This window comes from Sulfolobales archaeon (assembly GCA_038881635.1).
Classification (GTDB): domain Archaea; phylum Thermoproteota; class Thermoprotei_A; order Sulfolobales; family AG1; genus WYEN01.
This window is the reverse complement of record JAVZPJ010000003.1, coordinates 50658-70725: the sequence shown is the minus strand read 5'-3', so window position 1 is coordinate 70725 and position 20068 is coordinate 50658. Positions and strand designations below refer to the sequence as shown.

At 39.1% G+C, this 20068-nt stretch carries 20 protein-coding genes; 10 read left to right on the top strand and 10 right to left on the bottom strand.

The genetic code is table 11. The features are described 5' to 3' along the window. Positions 1–6: 6 nt before the first annotated feature. Complete coding sequence (locus tag QXS89_03050) at positions 7–1068, bottom strand: ABC transporter ATP-binding protein (protein ID MEM3831157.1); 1062 nt, start codon at positions 1066–1068, stop codon at positions 7–9. Between the two features lie 145 nt (positions 1069–1213). On the opposite strand from QXS89_03050, the gene QXS89_03045 reads away from it, so the two are divergent. The 3 genes from QXS89_03045 to QXS89_03035 are packed head-to-tail and all read left to right on the top strand — an operon-like array spanning position 1214 to position 4039. After that, complete coding sequence (locus QXS89_03045; protein ID MEM3831156.1) at positions 1214–2245, top strand: RsmB/NOP family class I SAM-dependent RNA methyltransferase; 1032 nt, start codon at positions 1214–1216, stop codon at positions 2243–2245. Between the two features lie 3 nt (positions 2246–2248). Continuing rightward, entirely contained in the window at positions 2249–2833 is a 585-nt protein-coding gene (locus tag QXS89_03040; protein ID MEM3831155.1) for a hypothetical protein, read from the top strand. 51 nt (positions 2834–2884) lie between these two features. Next, positions 2885–4039, top strand: a complete 1155-nt coding sequence (locus tag QXS89_03035; protein ID MEM3831154.1) for an amidohydrolase family protein — start codon at positions 2885–2887, stop codon at positions 4037–4039. A 12-nt stretch (positions 4040–4051) separates the two neighbouring features. Here QXS89_03035 and QXS89_03030 read toward each other — a convergent pair whose 3' ends face one another. Continuing rightward, positions 4052–4291, bottom strand: coding sequence for a hypothetical protein (locus tag QXS89_03030; GenBank protein MEM3831153.1), 240 nt, complete (start codon positions 4289–4291; stop codon positions 4052–4054). A 69-nt stretch (positions 4292–4360) separates the two neighbouring features. Continuing rightward, on the bottom strand, positions 4361–5611 hold the full coding sequence (coaBC, locus tag QXS89_03025; GenBank protein MEM3831152.1) for a bifunctional phosphopantothenoylcysteine decarboxylase/phosphopantothenate--cysteine ligase CoaBC: 1251 nt from the start codon (positions 5609–5611) through the stop codon (positions 4361–4363). Between the two features lie 169 nt (positions 5612–5780). Between coaBC and QXS89_03020 the strand changes: the two genes are divergently transcribed. After that, entirely contained in the window at positions 5781–6956 is a 1176-nt protein-coding gene (locus QXS89_03020) for a nicotinate phosphoribosyltransferase (GenBank protein MEM3831151.1), read from the top strand. Positions 6957–6993: 37 nt separating this feature from the next. Next, positions 6994–7620: an ASCH domain-containing protein gene (locus QXS89_03015; GenBank protein ID MEM3831150.1), complete on the top strand. Its 627-nt coding sequence runs from the start codon at positions 6994–6996 to the stop codon at positions 7618–7620. A 15-nt stretch (positions 7621–7635) separates the two neighbouring features. On the opposite strand, the gene QXS89_03010 is transcribed toward QXS89_03015, so the two are convergent. After that, positions 7636–8073 (bottom strand): thioredoxin family protein, encoded by a 438-nt coding sequence (locus tag QXS89_03010; GenBank protein ID MEM3831149.1) that lies wholly within the window; start codon positions 8071–8073, stop codon positions 7636–7638. 59 nt (positions 8074–8132) lie between these two features. Continuing rightward, positions 8133–8765: a superoxide dismutase gene (locus QXS89_03005; protein MEM3831148.1), complete on the bottom strand. Its 633-nt coding sequence runs from the start codon at positions 8763–8765 to the stop codon at positions 8133–8135. Positions 8766–9105: 340 nt separating this feature from the next. On the opposite strand from QXS89_03005, the gene QXS89_03000 reads away from it, so the two are divergent. After that, entirely contained in the window at positions 9106–9867 is a 762-nt protein-coding gene (locus tag QXS89_03000; GenBank protein ID MEM3831147.1) for a DUF2258 domain-containing protein, read from the top strand. A 114-nt stretch (positions 9868–9981) separates the two neighbouring features. Here QXS89_03000 and prpB read toward each other — a convergent pair whose 3' ends face one another. Further along, complete coding sequence (prpB, locus tag QXS89_02995; GenBank protein MEM3831146.1) at positions 9982–10869, bottom strand: methylisocitrate lyase; 888 nt, start codon at positions 10867–10869, stop codon at positions 9982–9984. Between the two features lie 76 nt (positions 10870–10945). Here prpB and rimI point away from each other — a divergent pair, with 76 nt between their 5' ends. Further along, entirely contained in the window at positions 10946–11440 is a 495-nt protein-coding gene (rimI, locus tag QXS89_02990) for a ribosomal protein S18-alanine N-acetyltransferase (protein MEM3831145.1), read from the top strand. Positions 11441–11534: 94 nt separating this feature from the next. On the opposite strand, the gene QXS89_02985 is transcribed toward rimI, so the two are convergent. After that, positions 11535–12245 carry a PA14 domain-containing protein gene (locus QXS89_02985; GenBank protein MEM3831144.1) on the bottom strand — a complete coding sequence of 237 codons (711 nt, stop codon included), beginning with the start codon at positions 12243–12245 and terminating at the stop codon, positions 11535–11537. A 186-nt stretch (positions 12246–12431) separates the two neighbouring features. Here QXS89_02985 and QXS89_02980 point away from each other — a divergent pair, with 186 nt between their 5' ends. Then, positions 12432–13823 (top strand): TldD/PmbA family protein, encoded by a 1392-nt coding sequence (locus QXS89_02980; protein ID MEM3831143.1) that lies wholly within the window; start codon positions 12432–12434, stop codon positions 13821–13823. 1 nt (position 13824) lies between these two features. Further along, a complete protein-coding gene (locus QXS89_02975; GenBank protein ID MEM3831142.1) occupies positions 13825–15162 on the top strand; it encodes a TldD/PmbA family protein in 1338 nt (445 codons plus the stop codon). Between the two features lie 8 nt (positions 15163–15170). Here the strand turns inward: QXS89_02975 and QXS89_02970 are convergent, their stop codons facing one another. Genes QXS89_02970 through QXS89_02960 form a run of 3 tightly spaced genes read right to left on the bottom strand, consistent with a single transcriptional unit; the run spans position 15171 to position 17311 of the window. Continuing rightward, on the bottom strand, positions 15171–15605 hold the full coding sequence (locus QXS89_02970; protein MEM3831141.1) for an RNA-binding domain-containing protein: 435 nt from the start codon (positions 15603–15605) through the stop codon (positions 15171–15173). A 42-nt stretch (positions 15606–15647) separates the two neighbouring features. After that, positions 15648–16076, bottom strand: coding sequence for a hypothetical protein (locus tag QXS89_02965; protein ID MEM3831140.1), 429 nt, complete (start codon positions 16074–16076; stop codon positions 15648–15650). Then, positions 16073–17311 (bottom strand): translation initiation factor IF-2 subunit gamma, encoded by a 1239-nt coding sequence (locus QXS89_02960; protein ID MEM3831139.1) that lies wholly within the window; start codon positions 17309–17311, stop codon positions 16073–16075. The genes QXS89_02965 and QXS89_02960 overlap by 4 nt, the downstream gene beginning before the upstream one ends. Before the next feature lie 158 nt (positions 17312–17469). On the opposite strand from QXS89_02960, the gene QXS89_02955 reads away from it, so the two are divergent. Further along, entirely contained in the window at positions 17470–19893 is a 2424-nt protein-coding gene (locus QXS89_02955) for a GNAT family N-acetyltransferase (protein MEM3831138.1), read from the top strand. Positions 19894–20068: the final 175 nt, after the last annotated feature.

Below are 20068 nucleotides of genomic sequence, written 5' to 3'. Positions count from 1 at the left end.
TGCAAGTTATTCGAATACAATTATTTTCTCCTCGTTAATATCTAGACATACCGTATCGCCAGGTTCCACATCTTCGCCTTCATGTCTTGCTATAATCTCTTTATCTCCTACTAAAATCTTTAGCATCGTAATTGATCCTAGGTAGGTCTTTTCTAATATCCTTCCCCTGATAACACCTCTTCCACCGGTATTCTCTTCATCGCATTTCCTAGCTATGATATTCTCAGGTCTTATAGCGATTGAAATCTTTCTATTCTCTCTATTCTCGTAGCCATCTATATTTTCTAAAGCTATATGGAGAGATGGTATATATATTTTATTATCAGAGATCAAACCCTCGAGGAGATTGTTATCTCCTATGAAAGATGCTACAAACAAGTTCTTAGGTTTCTCATAGATTTCTCTAGGTTTTCCCACCTGCTGGATCACACCCTTGTAGATGACAGCTATTCTATCTGCAAGAGACATAGCCTCCCACTGATCGTGGGTTATATAGAATAGAGTCTTTCCAAGCTCTCTATGAAGTCTTTTAAACTCGGAGATGGCTTTCTTCTTAAGCATATAATCTAAGAAGTTGAGAGGCTCATCTAGAAGAATAATCTCAGGATCCGGAGCTAGAGCTCTTGCCAGTGCAACTCTCTGTTGCTCGCCGCCACTCAATTGATGAGGCATTCTCCTCTCGTAGGTCGCAGGATCTAATCCTACTAGTTCGAGTAGCTCTCTAACTCTAGCTCTGATCCTTTCTTCAGACCATCTCCTAACTCTAAGACCAAAGGCTATATTCTCGTATACATTCATATGAGGAAACAAAGCTGGTCTTTGAAACAGCACACCCAGATTTCTCTTGTTAGGAGGCTTGCCGTTAATCTTCTCACCATTTAATACAATAAAACCTCTGGTAGGTTCCTCAAAGCCTGCTATGATCCTGAGTATAGTAGTCTTTCCAGAACCTGAAGGTCCTACCAAGACGAAGAATTCTCCTTTCTCGACGGATAGCCATATACCACTCAAAACAGGATTATTTCCATAATACTTCCATATATCCTCAAGAACTAGGTGCTCCCCCACCCCCCTTCATCCAATCTAAACACTTGTTTAAAGGCTTTATAAGTCAAAACCTCTATACTAGGTTTAGAGTGGTGGGGGTTTTAGAAGTGTAGCTATATTGTGTATAGCTTTCTTAAGAACTTGCTAGAGTTAGTAATCATAGGATATGGTGCTAAACATCAGCTATTCTAGGATCTATGAGGAGTTTAAGGATAGGGTCAAGGTGTCGGATGAGGTTAGAAAGATCTCTGAGAAGTATAGATTCCTACCCTATATGATTGCTAGGTATGTAGATATGCTTGGTGAGAGCGAGACTATAGAACTTCTCGAATCTTTTGATAAAAAAGATCTCTATAAACCTGCTATAGTGTGTAATCCTATGAGAATTGAATGTAGCGAGCTTGTTAATAGGCTTGTAGATCAGGGTTTCGGTCTTGAGAAGATCCTATGGTCTTCCTATGCTTATAGAGTTATAAGAAGTCCTAGATCTCCTACCCTAGGTTCAACACATGAGTTTATGAAAGGCTACTACTATATCTATAGAGACCCTGCATCGCTAATCCCACCTCTCTTGATAGAACCCAGAGAGGATGAGGATATACTTGATTGTTGTGCAGCTCCAGGAGGTAAGAGTATTTACATGATAATACTTAAGAAGGATCGAGGTTTGGTTATATCTAATGATATCTCCAGAGAACGTCTTAAAGCTCTGAGATTCAATCTAGACAGGCTTGGTCTTAGAAGCTATGTAATAACAAGATTCGATGCTAGAAAAACTCATGAGATATTCAGAGAAGAGCTTAAGAAGATTCTTGTAGACGCTCCTTGTAGCGCTGAGGGAGCTATAATGTTTGATCGTAGTAGGAGATATAGAACAGACTATGAAACTCTTGCCAAGCTTGTCTCAAGAGAGATAGAGATCCTATCCTCATCTATAGAAGCATTAGCACCGGGAGGTGTTATAGTTTACGCTACATGTTCTATAGCTCCCGAGGAAAACGAGTATGTTGTTTCCAAAATTCTCGAGCACTATGATAAACAGGTTGAAGTGGTATCTCCAGTTTTTAATATGTGGTCTAGAGGTTTGAGAGGTTTTCTAGGTCTGGAGTTTTCTCCAGAAGTTGAGAAATGTGTTAGAGTATGGCCTCATAGGCATTCTATGGAAGGATACTTTATATGTGTTCTCAGACGGAAGTAGATTATGATGAGAGTTATAAGGTCTTATAAAGAACTAAGATCATTAGATCTTTATATTAGAGAGGTATTCGAAGTAGCGTTAGAAGAGGTTCTCAAAAGACTAGACTCAGTAATATTGTGTTTTGAAGAGCCTTGTAAACGCATGTATCTTGTTGAAGAAAGACTGCTGGAGAGAATCTTTGGATTATATGATAGAGGTGTGGAGATTCAAGCCGCGGGAGTTCTCATAGGGTTGATATATGGAGAGTTGTTCATACCATCACCAAGATTTTTAGAACTTCTATATGGAACCCTAGACACTGTGAGAGGTGCCGTTATCGCTAGAGAAGAGGGTGTAAGGGTGTTTCTCTATGGCAGGGATCTGCTTTACGAGAGTGTTGTAGAAATCTTGAGGCCTTTTAGAAAAAAGCTTACGGTAGCGGTGATAGATAGATCAGATAATAGAGTTGTGGGTGTGGGGTTTGCTGCGGAAGACGCTGATGAGATCCTGAGATGGCCCAGAACGAGAGATTATATGAGAAGACCTGTGGTTTATAATATAATAGATTTAGGACTTTATCTAAGAGCTCAAGATGAGGATCTATACTAAGATAAGATTTATACTATACCCCAGAGTATAGGTTTATGGAGTTAGAATCATATGAGGTATATCATAGAAGCAGATATACTTCTAATGGGTAGAGAACTTGAGATTAAGAGAAATGTTTCGATATACGTTGAGGATGGTATTATAGGTAGTATAGGTTTGAAAGGCTTCTCAACATCTATGGATTCGAGAACTATTAGAATAGATCTCAGGGGTGGTATTATAATGCCCCCTCTAGTCAACTCGCACATTCATATGGCTGACATAGGTTTTGAAGAGGTTGGATGGGATCTCGATATAGACTCTCTTGTTGGAGAACCTTACGGTCTTAAATATATCATGCTCAGAAAATTCGAGAAAGAGGTTCCAGGATATATAGCTAGAGCTCTCAGACTTTCCAGAGATTCTGGTGTTATGATGTTGAATGACTTTAGAGAGATGGGATTGAAAGGTCTCAGACAGGGTGTGAAGGCTGGAGAAAGTTTTAATGATATGATCTATATTCCATCTTATATGCCAGATCCGGAGTCTAGAGATTCCTTGGAAAAAGAGATAAGAGAAGCACTTAGTATGACAAAATGGATTGGTATTTCTTCTCCTCACTACTATGATCATGAGTTATTAAAATTAATAGATTCCTATGCAAGAGAACATGATGCGTGGATTATATCTCACGTAGCTGAGACTAGAGATGTTAGAGAAGAAAGAGATTTCGAGAGATTAAGAGATTTGAGAAGGCTTAGGGCTGTGGTTCACGGGATTTATCTAAGCTTTGACGAGTTGTTAGAGCTAAGGGATCGAGGGGTGAGTCTTATAATATGTCCTAGAAGCAATATGTGGTTCGGATCTGGGGAGGTTAATAAGAATATGTTCGAGATAGAAGATCTTAGAATAGGTCTTGGAACAGATAATGCAGGATGGATTAAACCAGATCTATGGAGAGAGGCAGAGGTATTAGTAGATGTCATGAGATTAAAACACTTTGGTTTTGATCCTCGTGAGGTGCTCAAGTATGCTACGGTATATGGTGGAGAGATATTTGGGTTTAGAAACTATATTGAAGAAGGTCTAGAAGCTGCATTAATAGGCTTAAAATCGGAGTGGCTTAATCCGGATAGATCTGGAAACATATATCTCAGCATTATAAAGAGAGGAGGTATTGAGAGTATTAGAATCACACTATTTAGAAATTCTCTAAGAATCCTATGAATTTAGAGAGATCTACTCTTCAAGGAATTTCTTTCTAGTTCTATTCTCTCGAATCTTCTCAAAATCTTCAACAGCTTTTCTTAAACTTTTTTCAGCGCACTGAAGATCTAGAAGATCTAGGTAATATCTGATGAATTTAATAGCGCAAGATTTGCTATGAAATGTCAGTTGATTCTCACCTATTTTAAGGATCACACCCTGGCCTTCTGGAAAGACTCTTCCACATACTATGCAGGTGTGTCTTCTCTTCATTAGAATACCTCTCAAGAGATTATTAGATAGCAAAGCTTTATATCATAAAGAAAGAGGTCTACTAAGCTGTTAAAGAACCTTCTTTCTAAGGATTCTTTCTCTCACCATATCTAGTATTAGTCTAGCCCACTCACGCTTAAGCATGAAACCTTTTTTGATAATCCTACCGCTAGAATCTATTAGAACTCCTAAATCGGTATCAGCTCCAAAACCTGTGCCAGGAGCTCCGACTATGTTTGCCATTATAAAATCAAAGCTGTACTTATCCAGCTTCTTCAAGGCCTTCTCTATAAGCTCTTCTTCTGATGAGACTGTTTCTGCGGCAAAGCCCACGATAATGCTCTCGCTAGCTTCTTTTCTGACGAGAGATGCTATTTTTGGTGTTGCTTCAAGTGCCACCTCTATCTTGGCTATTTCACTGGGTATCTTCTTATCTTCTCTTCTAGAGAACCTATAATCAGCTGGTGCAGCTGATAGTATGATTGCATGTGGATTCTCTCTTCTAATATGCTTGAGAACAGCTTTTAGCATCTCATCTGCCGAAGTTACCTCCTCGCGAGAGATCCAAGGAGGAGATTGTATGGTAAGGGGGCCGTGGATCAGCATTACATCAGCACCTCTATAATGTGCTTCAGAAGCTACTGCAACACCCATCTTACCGGTGCTTGGATTAGATATAAACCTCACAGGATCCAGATGCTCTCTAGTAGGTCCGGCTGTTACTAGAATCTTCACATTCTTAAGATCCTCTCCTCTGAGAATCAGTGCTTCAGTCTTATCAGCAACCCATATAGGATCCGGATACTTAGCTCTCCCTTCTTCTATGATTGGTGGTAGAATCGATATACCAAGATCTCTACATATCTTCAGCGCATTAACTAGTGGAGGAGATCTGTACATGGGTTCGTGCATAGCTGGTACTAACAGAAGTTTCTTGCCAACTCCTAGTATGATCTGTGCTGCCAGAGTCACCGAGGTATCAGCTATTCCATAGGCTATCTTAGCTATAGTATTGGCGGTGGCTGGAGCAATAACCATACCTGAAGATATTCTGGCAAGCTCTACATGACCTATTTCTCCACCGAATTCAACATAGGCTTTATTGCCTGTAGCCCACTCCCACATCATAGGTGATATAAGTTTGGCAGCACTTCTGCTTACCACAGGATATACTTCGGCACCTCTTCTCATGAGTTCTCGAGCTAGATCGAGAGATCTGTAGAGTGACACACTTGCTGTGACACCTAGAATTATAGAATGTTCGAGTAGTGTTCTGGCAGATTTACCTATAATATCCTTGGAAGGATGTTCTAGGCTCAATACAGTCTTTCCTCAAGATAACTATTTGCTAATAGAGAATATTTATACCGGCCTCCTCTATCTTATCATATTTTAAGTATTACACTGTCTAGAATCATTTATAATCATGATATGATGAATAGATCTATGAAATCTTATAATACTGCTATAGAGTTATACTTTTTTGGGGCTGGTTAAATTCATACCATCATGGGATGCTATTAAAAATGGGTTTGTGACAGATGTGTATTTTAAGAGGACTATGAAGATTCTTAAGGCATATAATCTTGACAGAACATATGTTAGGGCAGAGATCCATGCTTATAGCCTTCCGAAAAACTATAGGTGGGCTGTTTTTGCAGGTTTGGAAGAGGCTTTATATCTTCTAGAGGGTAGGAATATAGATGTTTATGCAATGCCTGAGGGAACCATATTCGAGGAAACACTGCCTGTGATGATGATCGAGGGACCTGTAGGAGAGTTTCTAGAGCTAGAGACAGCACTCTTAGGGATTCTAAGACATGCTACATCAGTTGCAACTAAGGCTGCCAGGATTAGAAAGCTTGCTGGAGATAGAACAGTCCTATTCTTCGGATTAAGGTCGGCTCATCCGGCTATAGCTTTCACCTTAGATAGATCTGCTTTTATAGGCGGTTGTGATGCCGTGTCAGGTGCTTATAGCGAAGAGTTATTAGGAGTGAAGCCTATGGGTACAATGCCTCACGCGCTTATTCTGATATTCGAAGATCAGGTTAAGGCTTGGAAGGCTTTTGATGAGGTTGTAGAACCTGATGTGCCTAGGATTGCTCTGGTAGATACGTTCTATGATGAGAGAGTAGAGACTATGATGGCTGTAAACGCTCTAGGGAAGAAGCTTGCCGGTGTTAGACTTGATACTCCCAGCTCTAGAAGAGGTAACATGAGGAAAATAGTCGAAGAAGTTAGGTGGACATTAAATCTCATGGGAAGATCTGATGTCAAGATCTATGTGAGCGGCGGTATTGATGAAGAGGAGATTCTAAAACTAAGAGACGTAGTAGAAGGCTTCGGAGTGGGAACGTCGATAGCATTTCCGCCAAGTGTTGATCTCAGTATGGATATAGTTGAGATTAAGAAAGGAGATAAGTGGATTCCTATAACTAAGAGAGGTAAGATGCCAGGAGCTAAACAGGTGTATAGGTGTCTGAATCCTTTGAAGAATATCATGGTACCATGGGCTCAAGAGCCTCCTAAATGTCCGGATAATAAATCTCCTAAACCTCTTCTAGTAAAATACATGAGTAGTGGGAAGATCGAGATGAATCTTCCTAAGCCTATTGAAATAAGAAAATATGTTCTAGAGCAACTACAGTACTATGAGATCTAGAGAGGGAAGAAATAAAGAGTTTAGAGGTTTCAGATAGTTGAAAGGGATCAAGTTTCTAGGTTCTCACATAATGCTTAGAAAAGAGTATGCTAGCATGGTTATAAGTAATAAGAAGAAGAGTACAATTCGCCTAGGTTATATAGTTCCTAAGAAGAAGATAGTGATCATACACAGCGGCGGTGCTCCTATTGCTAAAGCTTACATTGAAGAGGTTATTCATAAGAGATTAAAGGATCTGAGTATTGAGGATGCTCAGAAAGAAGGATACAACAGTCTAGAGGAGCTTATAAGAGAATTGAAAAGGATCTATGGGAAAAGGCTTAGAAACGATAGTATCATAACTATTATAAGATTTAGAGTACTCGAGAGATTAGATTCTCTTGACATAGAAAAACCCTACCTAGGATTAAAACCCTCTGATATAGCAAGGATCTCACTTAAATATTTGGCGGAAGAGCTAAGTGAGGAGGATAAGAAGATCCTGAATCTTCTCATAGATCTGGGAAGTATAAGAGCCGTTGCACTCAAATTATATGGAGATATTGGAAAGAGATATCTTGTTAGAAGAGTTCTTAAGAAGAGTATTAGAATGCTTCTTGAGAAAGGAATCATAGGAAGGCAGAGTTTTTCTAAGTCTAGGCTGGAGGGGAAGAAGGAGGGTTAGATGATAGTTGAGAAGCTATTCATGATTATCTTGATTTGCATAGAGCTCTTTATCTATAAATTCTTCTAATTCCTCTCTGTTCATATATCCTTCATGTCTTGCTATAATCTTACCATCTCTGAATAAAGCTATGGTAGGCACTGCGTAGACACCATATATTATGCTAATTATAATGTTATCCTTCTTGGTCGTATTGATCTTTCCATACTTAACAGAGTTATTAGAAGATCTCTTAGATGCCACATATTCCTCGTATACAGGCATAAATCTCTTGCATACGGGGCAGTTTGGATTGTAGAAGACTATTACTGAGGAGCCTGACGATATAAACTTAGTAAAGCTCTCCATACCAGTGATCTCTATAATATTCTCTTCACCACTCTTAAGAATCCTATTATAGATCTCTGATACAATCTTATCGAGATAGCCTTTATACTCGTCATTATCATTCAATCACGCCACCTTTATAATGATATGTAGATGTAAGCTAAAAAATGTTCTTTTTAAATTTCTTAGATCAGTAGATAAGCCTCTCTACCTTTATTCAGAGCCGCATTATATCTTCGTTCAACATCATCCCAGTTAACTACATTCCACCAGTTATCCACATAGGATCCTCTATCATTCTTATATTGGAGATAGTATGCGTGTTCCCATACATCTATGACCAGGAGTGGTATTATCCCAGCTGTTTGAAGAAGATTATGCTTCTCGATCTGATAGATCCTTAACTCTTCGCTTAGTACATCATATCCTAGAACTCCCCACCCCACACCCTCAACGTTCTTAGCTGCTGTGGAGAATAAATCTTTAAACTTGTTAAATGATCCAAACACGTTATTTATAGCGTCAGCGATTCTACCGCCGGGAGTTCCTCCACCTTTTCCGGGGGGAGCCATGTTGGGCCAGAAGATCGTATGTAGAATGTGTCCTCCGTGGTTGAACGAGAGGTCTCTTAAGACTGCTCTTACATCTATCTGGGCTTCTCCTCTGAGATGTTTCTCGAGTTTTTCTAGGGCTGCATTGGCACCGTTTACATAGCCTTGATGATGCTTCTGATGATGTACTCTCATTATCTCTTCAATAATGTATGGTTCTAAGGCGTTGTAGTTATATGGAAGTTGAGGTAGTTCATATCTCTTCATATCTAGACACCTATCGACCTTAGATAATATCATTGTAAGCTTATAAGCTCTCACAGTATTAGTAGCTAAAGCTTTCTCTCTATACTATTCTAATGCTAGGAAGAAGTGGGATGAATGTATATTGGAGTAGCATTAGAGTTGTCCTTAAGATGCTATGTAAGGTAGGGTAGGATATGAATTTAAATGGAAGAAAAGATCTAATTATCTTAGAATATTATTTCGCTCCCCTGTTTATTAGCTGAAGTATCTTCGGATTATAATTTTGTAGAATAAGTCCGAGCAACTGTCTTGCAAAATATATTTTTAAACATTATAAAATATTATTGGAGGAATAGTTAGCATGAGTTCCGGGGAAGCTCAAGAGAGGCGTCTTAGTACAGGCTATGTGTGGGCTGCTACTTATGCTGATAAGATAAGGAGAACAGTATATGCTCAGCTTAAGGATCTTATTAGAGAGAATAAAGTCTTAAGAGAGCAGGTGCCTAGAGATATAGCTCAACTCAATAGTGCTTTGTACAAGCTCATTGTAGAGGATCTTAAAATGGGTAAAACCGATCTTGTTAGGATCAGAATCAACTATGTTATTAAAGATAACTCGATAGAATGGAAACCTGAGACTCTCACAGTAGAAGCATTTAGAAGAATACCTCAAGAAGAAGTTAACCAGCATGTTGATAGGCTTAGATCAGCATGGAAAGAAGCTCTAGCAGTTGGAGTAGCATATAGATTCGAAGAGCTAGGCAGGACGGAAGATGAAGATGTAGTGTATATGATAAAACTTGGTGAGAGTGAGGCGGGAGCTATCATGGCTACGGTACTTGATAATGAGATTTATGTGAAGAGGGGAGCTCTTATATATCCTAATCCTATAGTATTTGAGAAAGTTAGAGTTAAACTAGATGAAAAGAAGCCTGAGGAGGTCTTCAGCGAGATCATAAGATCTGCTGAGAGCATTAGAAGCGCATCGCCATCTTCTATTGTGAGATTTGTTTCAGAGAATGAGGCTTTGAACGTTATAAATACTTTGAGAGGAAGAGTTAAAGCAGCTCCTATATCAAGTCCTTTCATGGTTGAAGAAGGAGAAGAACAATCAGAAAGCTAGAGAATTTTAAAATAAGTTATTTTTTAGCCGTTATTGTTATCTTAAATTTGAGATGAGGAGGAATCCGGGAGCCGATTTATGAGGAAAGGCCTTGCATCGCTGATCTTCATAGTTCTATGGTTTTTGAAATGTTTTCCTTCTAATTAGAAGCTCTCTTGCTTTTTTATCGACTTCTTTATCTTTATACTCATAGGAGTAGTAGTTTATAAGCTGGTAAAATTCGGATCTGGGCATTAGAAGATCTAGATCCTCTCTCTGAGTACCTTTCTCAAGGATTTTTCTCAGTATTAGTTCTGAAGCTTTCATAGAAGCTCTGAATGTTGTGACGGGGAATAAGACTATCTTATATCCTAGATCTTTTAGTTCTTTAACTGAGAGAAGAGGAGATCTACCGAATTCAGTCATATTAGCCATTAAAGGTGCTTTAACTCTCTCTGCAAATATCTTGAACTCCTCTACTGATTCAAGAGCTTCTGGAAAAATTATGTCAGCACCAGCTTCCACGTATATGTTAGCTCTCTCAATAGCTTTTTCCAAGCCTTCAACAGATCTTGCATCGGTTCTAGCTATGATTAGAAAATCGCTGTTTCTCCTACTCTCTACAGCCATTATAATCTTTTTAACCATTTCATCTATTGGAACAACATCTTTTCCAGTTAGATGACCGCATTTCTTTGGAAGAACCTGATCTTCTATTTGAACCGCTGAAGCTCCTGCATCTTCAAGTTCTCTAACGGTTCTAGCCACATTTATAGCTTCTCCAAATCCTGTGTCTGCATCGACTATGAGAGGTATAGAGATCTTCTGAGATATATATCTTGTAAACATTGCTACTTCACTTAATGTTATAACACCAAGATCCGGCATACCCAGAAGACCTGTTAAAGCTGCTCCACTTAAGTATACAGCCTTGAAGCCTAGTCTTTCAGCTAGTATCGCTACTGAGGGCGCGTATACTCCTGGAACAGGTATCACATCCTCGGTTCTGATAAGATCTCTCAAACTCACCGATGGAGAAGGTCTCATACTTTATCTCCTTAATCATTAAAATAGGGATTCAACCTAATATCAGATTATGGTGTGTGGTTTGAAAGATGATGCATTATTTCTTATTAGAAGTATTAACAGTCTTTCAGATCTCAAAGAGGTGATCAGTATAAACATGGTTACACTACCCGAACATTATCCAGAGTATTTCTGGCAAGAGATAGCATCAGAGTGGAGAGATATATTCCTAGTAGCTGAGATCAATGGAAAGATTGTAGGATATATGATGAATAGAATTGAAATTGATGAGGGTTTCTTCAAGAGAGATTATGTGAGGAGGGGGCATGTGATAAGTATAGCAGTTCTTCCTGAGTACCGGAGAAGAGGTATAGGAAAGGCTCTAATGATAGAGGGTATGAGAAGAATGAAAGAACTTTATAAAGCTGAAGAAGTGATTTTAGAGGTTAGAGTAAGTAATACGCCCGCTATAGAACTCTATAGAAAGCTAGGCTTTAAAGTAGTAAGAATCATACCAAGATACTATAGAGATGGTGAGGACGCCTATCTTATGGCTCGAGAGCTTTAAATATATGAAGCTTCTCAGATTTCAGCATAAATCTTATTTCTCAGAGGATCTTCTAAGCCTAGAGATCTCTCAATCCTCTATTCTTGCAGAGCCTCTATAGCTGTTGAGGTATGCTCTCTAAAGAGTATATATCACCAGGAGACATGTCTTCTATGATGGGGCTTGTGTATATTATTTCCTCTCTATCATTGAAGAGAAGGATTCTCCCCTCACCATCTCTTCCGTCTGCTATGTCGTAAACCGGTATTAAGGCTATTCCTCCTTTTATAAAAGCTTCTCTAACGAATCCATTATATATCAGCTTTATTCTAGAATTCTTGGGAGGATTTGTTATTATTATCGAGCTGGCGGAGTATGTGAAGAGGTTTCTTGAGGGTATTATCTCATCCACCCCTCCCTCTCTTCTCCATCCAAGTTCTATTTTTCCGAACACGCCTGTGTTATAATACTCTAGCTCTATTCTATATACATCTCTCTCTAGCTTCATATCTCTAGAATAGATTCTATCTAGAGATCTATTTTCCCAGGCATCTACTATAAGTTCTCGATCTAGGTAAAGCCTTGCACCATCATCAGCTAGTAGAAAGAATCTATAGATACCTCTTCTTCTCACATCTAGAAAACCTTCCCATTTAACGATCATTCTCTCGAGATCTATTCCTGGAACTGGTTCTTTATCATAGAATATGAAGTTTATCTCAGGATCTATTCTCTCGTAGATGTAGCGATTCTTAATTCTCTTAATCTCTTGATCTATGCTTTCCTCTTCTGAGAATACAGAGTAGAACCCTCTTAAACCATTCATACGACCGCTTCGGATTCTTACCGGTAGAAAGGTTGACATCGAGACCTCCTATATCTAACGCTTCTCATTCTATGGCTAATAAATCTATTGAGGTTGAAACATGGTATTTTAATGATCAGCTGTGGAGGGTCATGAGAATTTAGAGAAAATATTAGCTTTATTAAGGTAACTTCAAAGGTGGCTTCCGTGTATGACCCTCGAGACCTGCTTCTACAAGGACTATCATATATGGAGAGACTGGGCGTTCATTTCGGGGATCTGAGATATCAAGAATACTCATATGAGACTGTAGTAGCTGAAGATGGTTCTATTAGAGAGTATTCTACTGTCTCTAGAAGAGGTATTGGAGTTAGAATTTTTTATAAAGGATCTATAGGATTCTCTTCTACGAACTCTTTAACTAAGGAGGATCTTTTTAAAAGTATTGATAGAGCTTATGCTATTGCTAGAAGTATTGAGAGCTCGAAGAAGTTTTCTCAGAGGAAGGTTTATAAAGATAGAGTCTCTTCACAGTATAAAGAGGATCCGTTCGAAGTACCTTTAGAGGAGAAGACTAAACTAGTTGTTGAGGCTAATAAAAACTCTATGATTCAAGGAATCAGGTCTGCTGTTTCAAGGCTCGGACTTCAGAGAGATAGAAGAATAATAGTATCACTTGATGGTGCAGAGGTCGAGGTTTTAAGCATTCTCTCAGGATTCTCACATATGAGTATAGCTCAGGAGAATGATGCTAGAGAGAGAGTTTATGATTCTATGTCCAGAGTTGCAGGCTGGGAGTTTATAGCTAGCATTGACTGGAGTGTTTTCACAAGAGAGCTAAGCGATCTCGCGGTTAAAGCTGTTAAAGCGCCAATGCCTAAGGCGGGAAGATTTAAAATTGTGTCAGATCCTGATCTGATAGGATTAATACTTCACGAAGCTTTTGGACATGCTTCAGAAGGAGACCTGGTGGCATCGGGAACTTCCATACTTAAGAATAGAATAGGAGAGAGAATAGCCTCCGAGAATGTCTCTATAGTAGATGACGGTCTTGTTGAGGGAGGTTTCTTCGTTCCATATGATGATGAAGGAAATAAAAAGACTTCTACAGTGATCGTTGAGGAGGGAATTCTAAGAAGATTTCTCACTCATATGATCTCAGCGTCAGAACTTGAAATGGAAGTCACAGGAAATGGAAGGGCTCAGGATTTTGAGAACATACCTATAGTGAGACAGACAAATCTCTACATGAAGCCTGGAGATCACTCGTTCGAAGAGTTGTTTGAAGATATTAAAGAAGGTTATTATCTTCTCGGCAGAGGAGCTGGCGGAGGTCAGGTTGATACAGGAGCTGGAACTTTCACCTTCTCTGTAGGACCGTCATATGAGATTAGAAATGGCGAGATTATAGGACTTGTAAGATCTACTATTATCTCAGGGTTCATACTGGAAACTTTAAAAGGTGTTGAAGCTATTGGTAGAGATCTTAAGATTAAGACATCAGTTTTCGGGGGGTGCGGGAAGGAGGGTCAATTAGTGCGTGTAGGACATGGAGGACCTCATGTTAGAATAGCATCAGTTCTTGTAGGAGGTGTATGAGATGGAGATAGATCTCATAAGAATACTGAGAAAATTAGAGAGTGCAGGTGCTTCGGAAGCAGAGGTTTCTATGTGGAGAAGTAGGAGGAAGAGGTTCTCTTTCTCAGAAGAACCTGGTGAGGCTACCGACATAGATAAAATATCTCTAAGCATGAGAGCTATCATAGGCAAAAGGATTGGAGTGATTGGTGTAGAGGATCTCTCGGAAGAAGGTGTTGAAAAAGCAATTGAGAAAGTCATATCTATCGCCAAAAACTCTCCAGAGGATCCTAATTGGAAAGGTTTGAATAAAGATTTCGGGAGAGGGAGCATCTCGGGTGTGGTATATAATAAGAATATTCTAGAGATCGAATTCGGAGAATTAGAAATGATGTACAAGGAGATTAAAGAAGGGATCAGCGAAGCTTGTAGAGAGGCTAGAGTTACTCGTGGTAGCATTAGCTTATCAATGATCGAGTATCAATACTTCAGCAGTTATCTCAACGATATTATGAAGAGAGTTGAAAGCAGCTTCGGCTTGTATGCTCTAGCTAGAGCTGATATAGAGCAAGGTACGGGAACATTCTCAGATTTTATTATAGGAAGAGATATTAGAAAGGATCTAGATCTTCAAGAGTTTGGAAAGAACATAGGTAGCAAGGCTAGAGAATTCACGAAAGCCAGAAAAACTGAGACGGGTAAGTATACTGTGGTACTAGATCAGGTGGTTAGTGGTGCTATTATATCTACAATGCTTTCTCCCGCTATTAGTTCTGAGAATGTTTTTAGAGGAAGATCTCCTCTAGCAAATAAATTAGGTAGTATGGTCTTTAATGAGAAGATCTCGATCGAAGATAATGGATTAGTAGGAGAGTATATAGGCGCTAGAGAGTTTGATGACGAAGGTGTTGCTGTTAGAATGATCAATGTGATTGAAAGAGGTTTACTGAGAAATTTCCTCTATGATTCATACTATGCGAATCTTATGAACACTAGATCTACAGGAAATGCATGGAGATCTCTATCTTCATCTCCAAGACCTTCTCACAATGTCCTGGTGCTAAGAGGAGGAGATATGAGTTTAGAGGATCTTATCAGAGAAGTTAGCAGAGGGATCTATGTTGTTAGAGTAATAGGTGAGTGGCTTTCTAATCCTGTTTCAGGCTTTGTACAGGCTACTATAACGCATGCATATGAAATAGCTAATGGAGAGATCAGAGGACCTCTCAGAGGAGGTACTATGACTACAAACTTCTATAAAGGCTTCGGAGAAGAATTTCTGCATTCTAGTAAGGAGCTGAGAATACTGGATAGAGTGGTAGCACCTCATATAGCTATGAGAGGAGTCACCATATCATAGAGATTTCTTCACAGGTTTTCGGGCATCTCTTTAATCCATAGAGGTCTACCTTCAGAGGTTTTTGGTGCAAGCCAGTCTATGAGTTCCATAGGTTTCTCTGTTTCTATAACAACTCTAACAGCTCCCAGGCTACTTTCTTTATCGCTTTCTACAAAGCTCACCTTATTAGCATATGCAGCTTGCTTATGTAGCATAAATTCTATTCTACTACCCTCTACTCCTCTCATCATGATACTTCTTGCAGTATCTAGAATTCTCTGCATCCACAGTCTTTCTCTAAATCTTTTCAGAGATGATACATGAGTTGAGTAAGCTATGATCCTAGGATATCTACCTTCCTCTACAAGCTCGTATTTTTCCAGATCAAATAGATTTCTAATAGCTCTTAGAACTTTCTCCTGATCCTCTGTATATCTCACTTCAACCTCAATCTGTAGCTTCATTATTCAGCGCCCCCTTATAATAATAAGTTATCAATACCTGTTTTAAGGTATTTTGATTCTCTTTTCAGAGCCTTTATATGCTATGATATTAATGCCAGCCTTTCTAGCCTCTCTCTTCAGTTCTCTATCTAATGTTATAAGAGAAGCTTTTAACCTGAGAGAAACTCTTATTAGATCATGATCTGCTTCTTCTCTCTCAAGATCCTCTGAGACATATAATATGATGCATTCTCTAAAGATCTTTTCTAAATACTCGAGTATGAGTTCTCTCCCACCGCTAGAGGTTCTAAGAAGCTCTCTTATGACGCTATCTGTAGTTACACAATCATATTTTTCATCAATATCTTCTTTAAGTCCATCAAGAATGCTATAGCCTTCATATATTAGAAGAAATATGCTTGTGTCGATGACAGCATATTTTCTGGTTATAATATCAACCTCTTTACATGTCCTTGAAAGACTGATTCTCATACTATCTTTCCATAGCCTGCGATCCTCCACCTGCCTGCGATCTGTCTACTTATGGCTACGCTAAAGTCTTTCAAAGCTATTACAGGTTTCTGAGATGTAAGTTCCATAATCTCATCGGATATTCTGTTAATGGTTGCAAATGTTGTGAGGGTTCCTATACTGATCAGGATTCTTTCTCTAGTCTTCAGAGGAGTCATCTTAAGCATTTCCTTAACACCTACAACTCTTTCGAGGAGAGAATATCTTATGGTAAATTCATACTCAGGTTCTGGGAGTTCTCCTGCTAAACTTACGAAACCTCCTACAAGCTTGTCAGCTTTGGTATAGAATGGATCGAGTTTCGTTCCAAATGCTGCAAGCCCTCCCGGTCTCGCTTCTGTAAACTCCTCATTTCCAAATCTTATAGATGCTATTCTAGTCTGAAGGGGTTTATAATAGGTTTTTCCACTACTCTCTCTAATCTCTATTCCAGGCTTGATTTCAATCTCATCGCCTACTCTGAAAACACCTCTCACTACAGAGCCTCCGATCACTCCTCCTACGAGTTTCTCGTAAGGTGTTCCAGGTCTGTTAACATCAAAACTTCTAGCGATAAGAAACAAAGGTTTAGCTCTCACATCTCTCTCGGGAGTGGGTATATATTTCTGTATATGCATTAGAAGTGCATCTATATTGATCTTGTGCAGAGCGCTTACAGGAATCACAGGAAGATCTCTGTAGCCCATCTCTTCTAAAAATCTTCTAATCTCTTCATAGTTTTTCAAAGCTCTCTCCTTAGAAACAGCGTCAACCTTATTCTGAACTACAACTATATTTCTCACACCTATGAGTTTTACAGCGATCAGATGTTCTCTGGTCTGAGGTTGAGGACACGGATCTGTAGCTGATATAACTAGAATAGCTCCGTCCATCAGAGCAGCACCGCTGAGAACTGTCGCCATGAGGATCTCATGACCAGGAGCATCTACGTATGATACTCTTCTAAGGATCTCTGGCTCGCTACCGTCAGGACATGATCTCTCGGTTGTATAGCTTTCAGGCTCCTGAAGATTCTTGCAGTATCCAATCACACCGTCAGCATATCCTAGCTTTATAGTCATTGCTCTTTTAAGCTCTTCAGAGTGTCTTGCGGTCCAGACCCCTGTGAGAGCCTGTACAAGTGTTGTCTTCCCATGATCTACATGTCCGATCATGCCGATATTTACTTCAGGCTGTTTGTTTAATTCTATCACCATAAACATACTTTTTGAACTATGTGAAAAAGCTTATCCTAGATCTAGATTAACCCGGTGTTTTTTGAACTGGATATAGATTAAAGAAGTTTCTAGGATCTGGATATATCTCAAAGTTTTTACCTTCGCATTTATCATAATCGTATCTGGATAGTAGTAGTATGGGAGGAAGCGGTGTCAAGCGTAAGATTTTTGTAAGCAGGAGGGATATAGAGAGATCTCTTAATGCTAGGCTTAGATTTCTAGCCAGATCTATTGCTAGGATCGGGTTAGATGCTAGAGATAAGAATTATAGAATTCTGCTAGTGCTTGCAGGAGGCGATGAAGTCAAGCAGGGAATCTCTACAGTATACATTCTATACAAATACTTTACAACACTATCCGGGAAGATAACAAGACCTAAGATACTTTACATGTTTAGAAGAGAATTTGATGATGAACTGGTCAAGGCGGTTCTAGTAAGAAAGATGCTAGAGAAGAGACTTAAAGACTCTCGAGTTGTAGTGGATACCTTCAAGAGATCTGATAGACACATGGGTAGGACTATGCAGGCTCTTGTAATGGATCTAAGTCATGGGTTGAAGCCTAATGACATCGGAAGACTTGTAGGAGTTGTTGAGGGAGGAGGATTAATTATATTCCTTACACCTTCTATAGAGGAATGGCCTTACGCTAGAAATGTTTTCTCAGAAACTCTCTCAACACCCAAATATCCTAATCCTAGAAATCTATTCGTGAAATGGTTTATAGAGACATTATATTCATCAGAAGGTATTATAATATATGATTTAGGAAGAGACGAGACTCTTCGCTTTGCAACTCCTGAGATCGAAAGGCTTTCTAGAAGAGAAGTTAAGATACCTGAGGAGCATTTATTTCCTAGTGAAATATATAAGCTTGCTCTTACAGAGGATCAGGTTAAGGTTATAAAAGCTTTAGAAGAGCTTGTTCCTAAGCCTAGGAAGAAGAAGATGATCGTCATTACAGCAGATAGAGGTCGTGGTAAGAGTGGTGCTATAGGAATAGCTCTTCCACCTCTTGTAGAAGAGTTGTTGAAAGTTAAGAACAGAGTTAGAGTAGGTGTCACAGCAATCTCTCCTACAAATATTGAGAGTCTTATGACTCTAGCTATGAGATCTCTTGAGGAGCTTAAGATCAGGTATAAGGCTATAGAGAGAGGTGGTAAGATTATTGAGTTAAGAGGTTCGAACTTTTCTATAGAGTATTGGGAGCCTTCGGTAATTCCTAGACTTGATCTTGATATTGTGGTTGTAGACGAGGCTTCAGGACTTCCTGTGAACATGCTACTAAAGATCTGGAAAAGCTTCAACAGAATTGTAATGGCTACAACAATTCACGGGTATGAAGGTGCTGGGAGAGGTTTCTCGCTGAGATTTTTGAAGAAGGTGAAAAATGATCCTGATACAGATCTTATTCATGTAGAGATGGAAGAGCCTATAAGATATTCTAAGAATGATCCTGTTGAAAAATGGGTTTTTAAAGCTTTATTGCTGGATGCAGAACCTGAACCTCTTACAGATGAAGATTTCGAACTGATCAAGAGAAAAGACTTCACATATCTAAAGCTTGAGCCTGAAGAGCTTTTTAAAGAGGCGAATATTAAGATGCTAAAGAACGTGTTCGGAATATATGTTGAAGCACATTACAGGAATGAACCTGATGATCTTGCCATGATAGCTGATGCTCCTCATCATAGGGTTAGGGCTTTAGCTCTACCTAATGGTAAGATCATTGCTTCAGCTCAGCTGGCTGAGGAAGGAGATCTTTCTGAAGAAACTATAGAAAAAATACTTAAAGAAGGATCAGTTCATGGTAATATAATACCAGATAGAATTCTAAAATACTATAGAGATAAAGAGTTTGCTAGAAAAACAGGTTATAGGATCGTTAGAATAGCAGTACATCCAGAAGCACAGGGTATGGGAATAGGATCTTATTTTCTGGAGAAGATATGTGAAGAAGCTAGAGAGAAAAACTTTCACTGGGTTGGCTCAGGCTTTGGAGCATCGGAGGAGTTGCTGAGATTCTGGATCAAGAACGGGTTTCTACCGATTCACATATCTCCTAGCAGGAATCCTGTCTCAGGAGAATACTCAGTTCTTGTTCTGAGGAGTATTAGCAGAGATCTTGATGAAAACTTGAGAGATTATAGAAGAAGATTTAGAAATAGACTTCTAGAGAGCTTATACGACGTCTACAGAGATATGGAAGCTGAGATAGCACTACTCCTCATAAGACCTCTGGAATGCGAGGATCTTCATGAAGACAAAGACTTAATGTTGAAATTAGATCCTGTTGATAGAGATAGGATAGAGTTATATATAAAGAGATTAATGACGTATGAGGTCGTTAGCGATCTTATAACAAGAATTGTCAGAGTATATTGGAGAAATCCATGTCCTAAAACTAGATTAAGAAAGGACTTTGAAAAGCTAACCATAGCAAAGGTGCTTCAAGGAAGAAGCTGGGATTCTGTGGCATCAGAGCTAAACATGAGCAAAGGTCATGCAATACAGATCATGAGAGATATAATAGAAGAGATACTCAGAAAAATATCGGAGTAGATAGCAAGAGTTTTGTGAAGAAATCCAGCTCCCACATAGGTTATGGCCGTATACATCCACTACTTATACAAATGGCTTAATATAGATACTGGAGAGAGAAAATATTACAAGCTAAAACCCTGCAAAACGGGGTATTGAAGAGCTACTCGATAAGAGATGGGAATCATCGAAACAG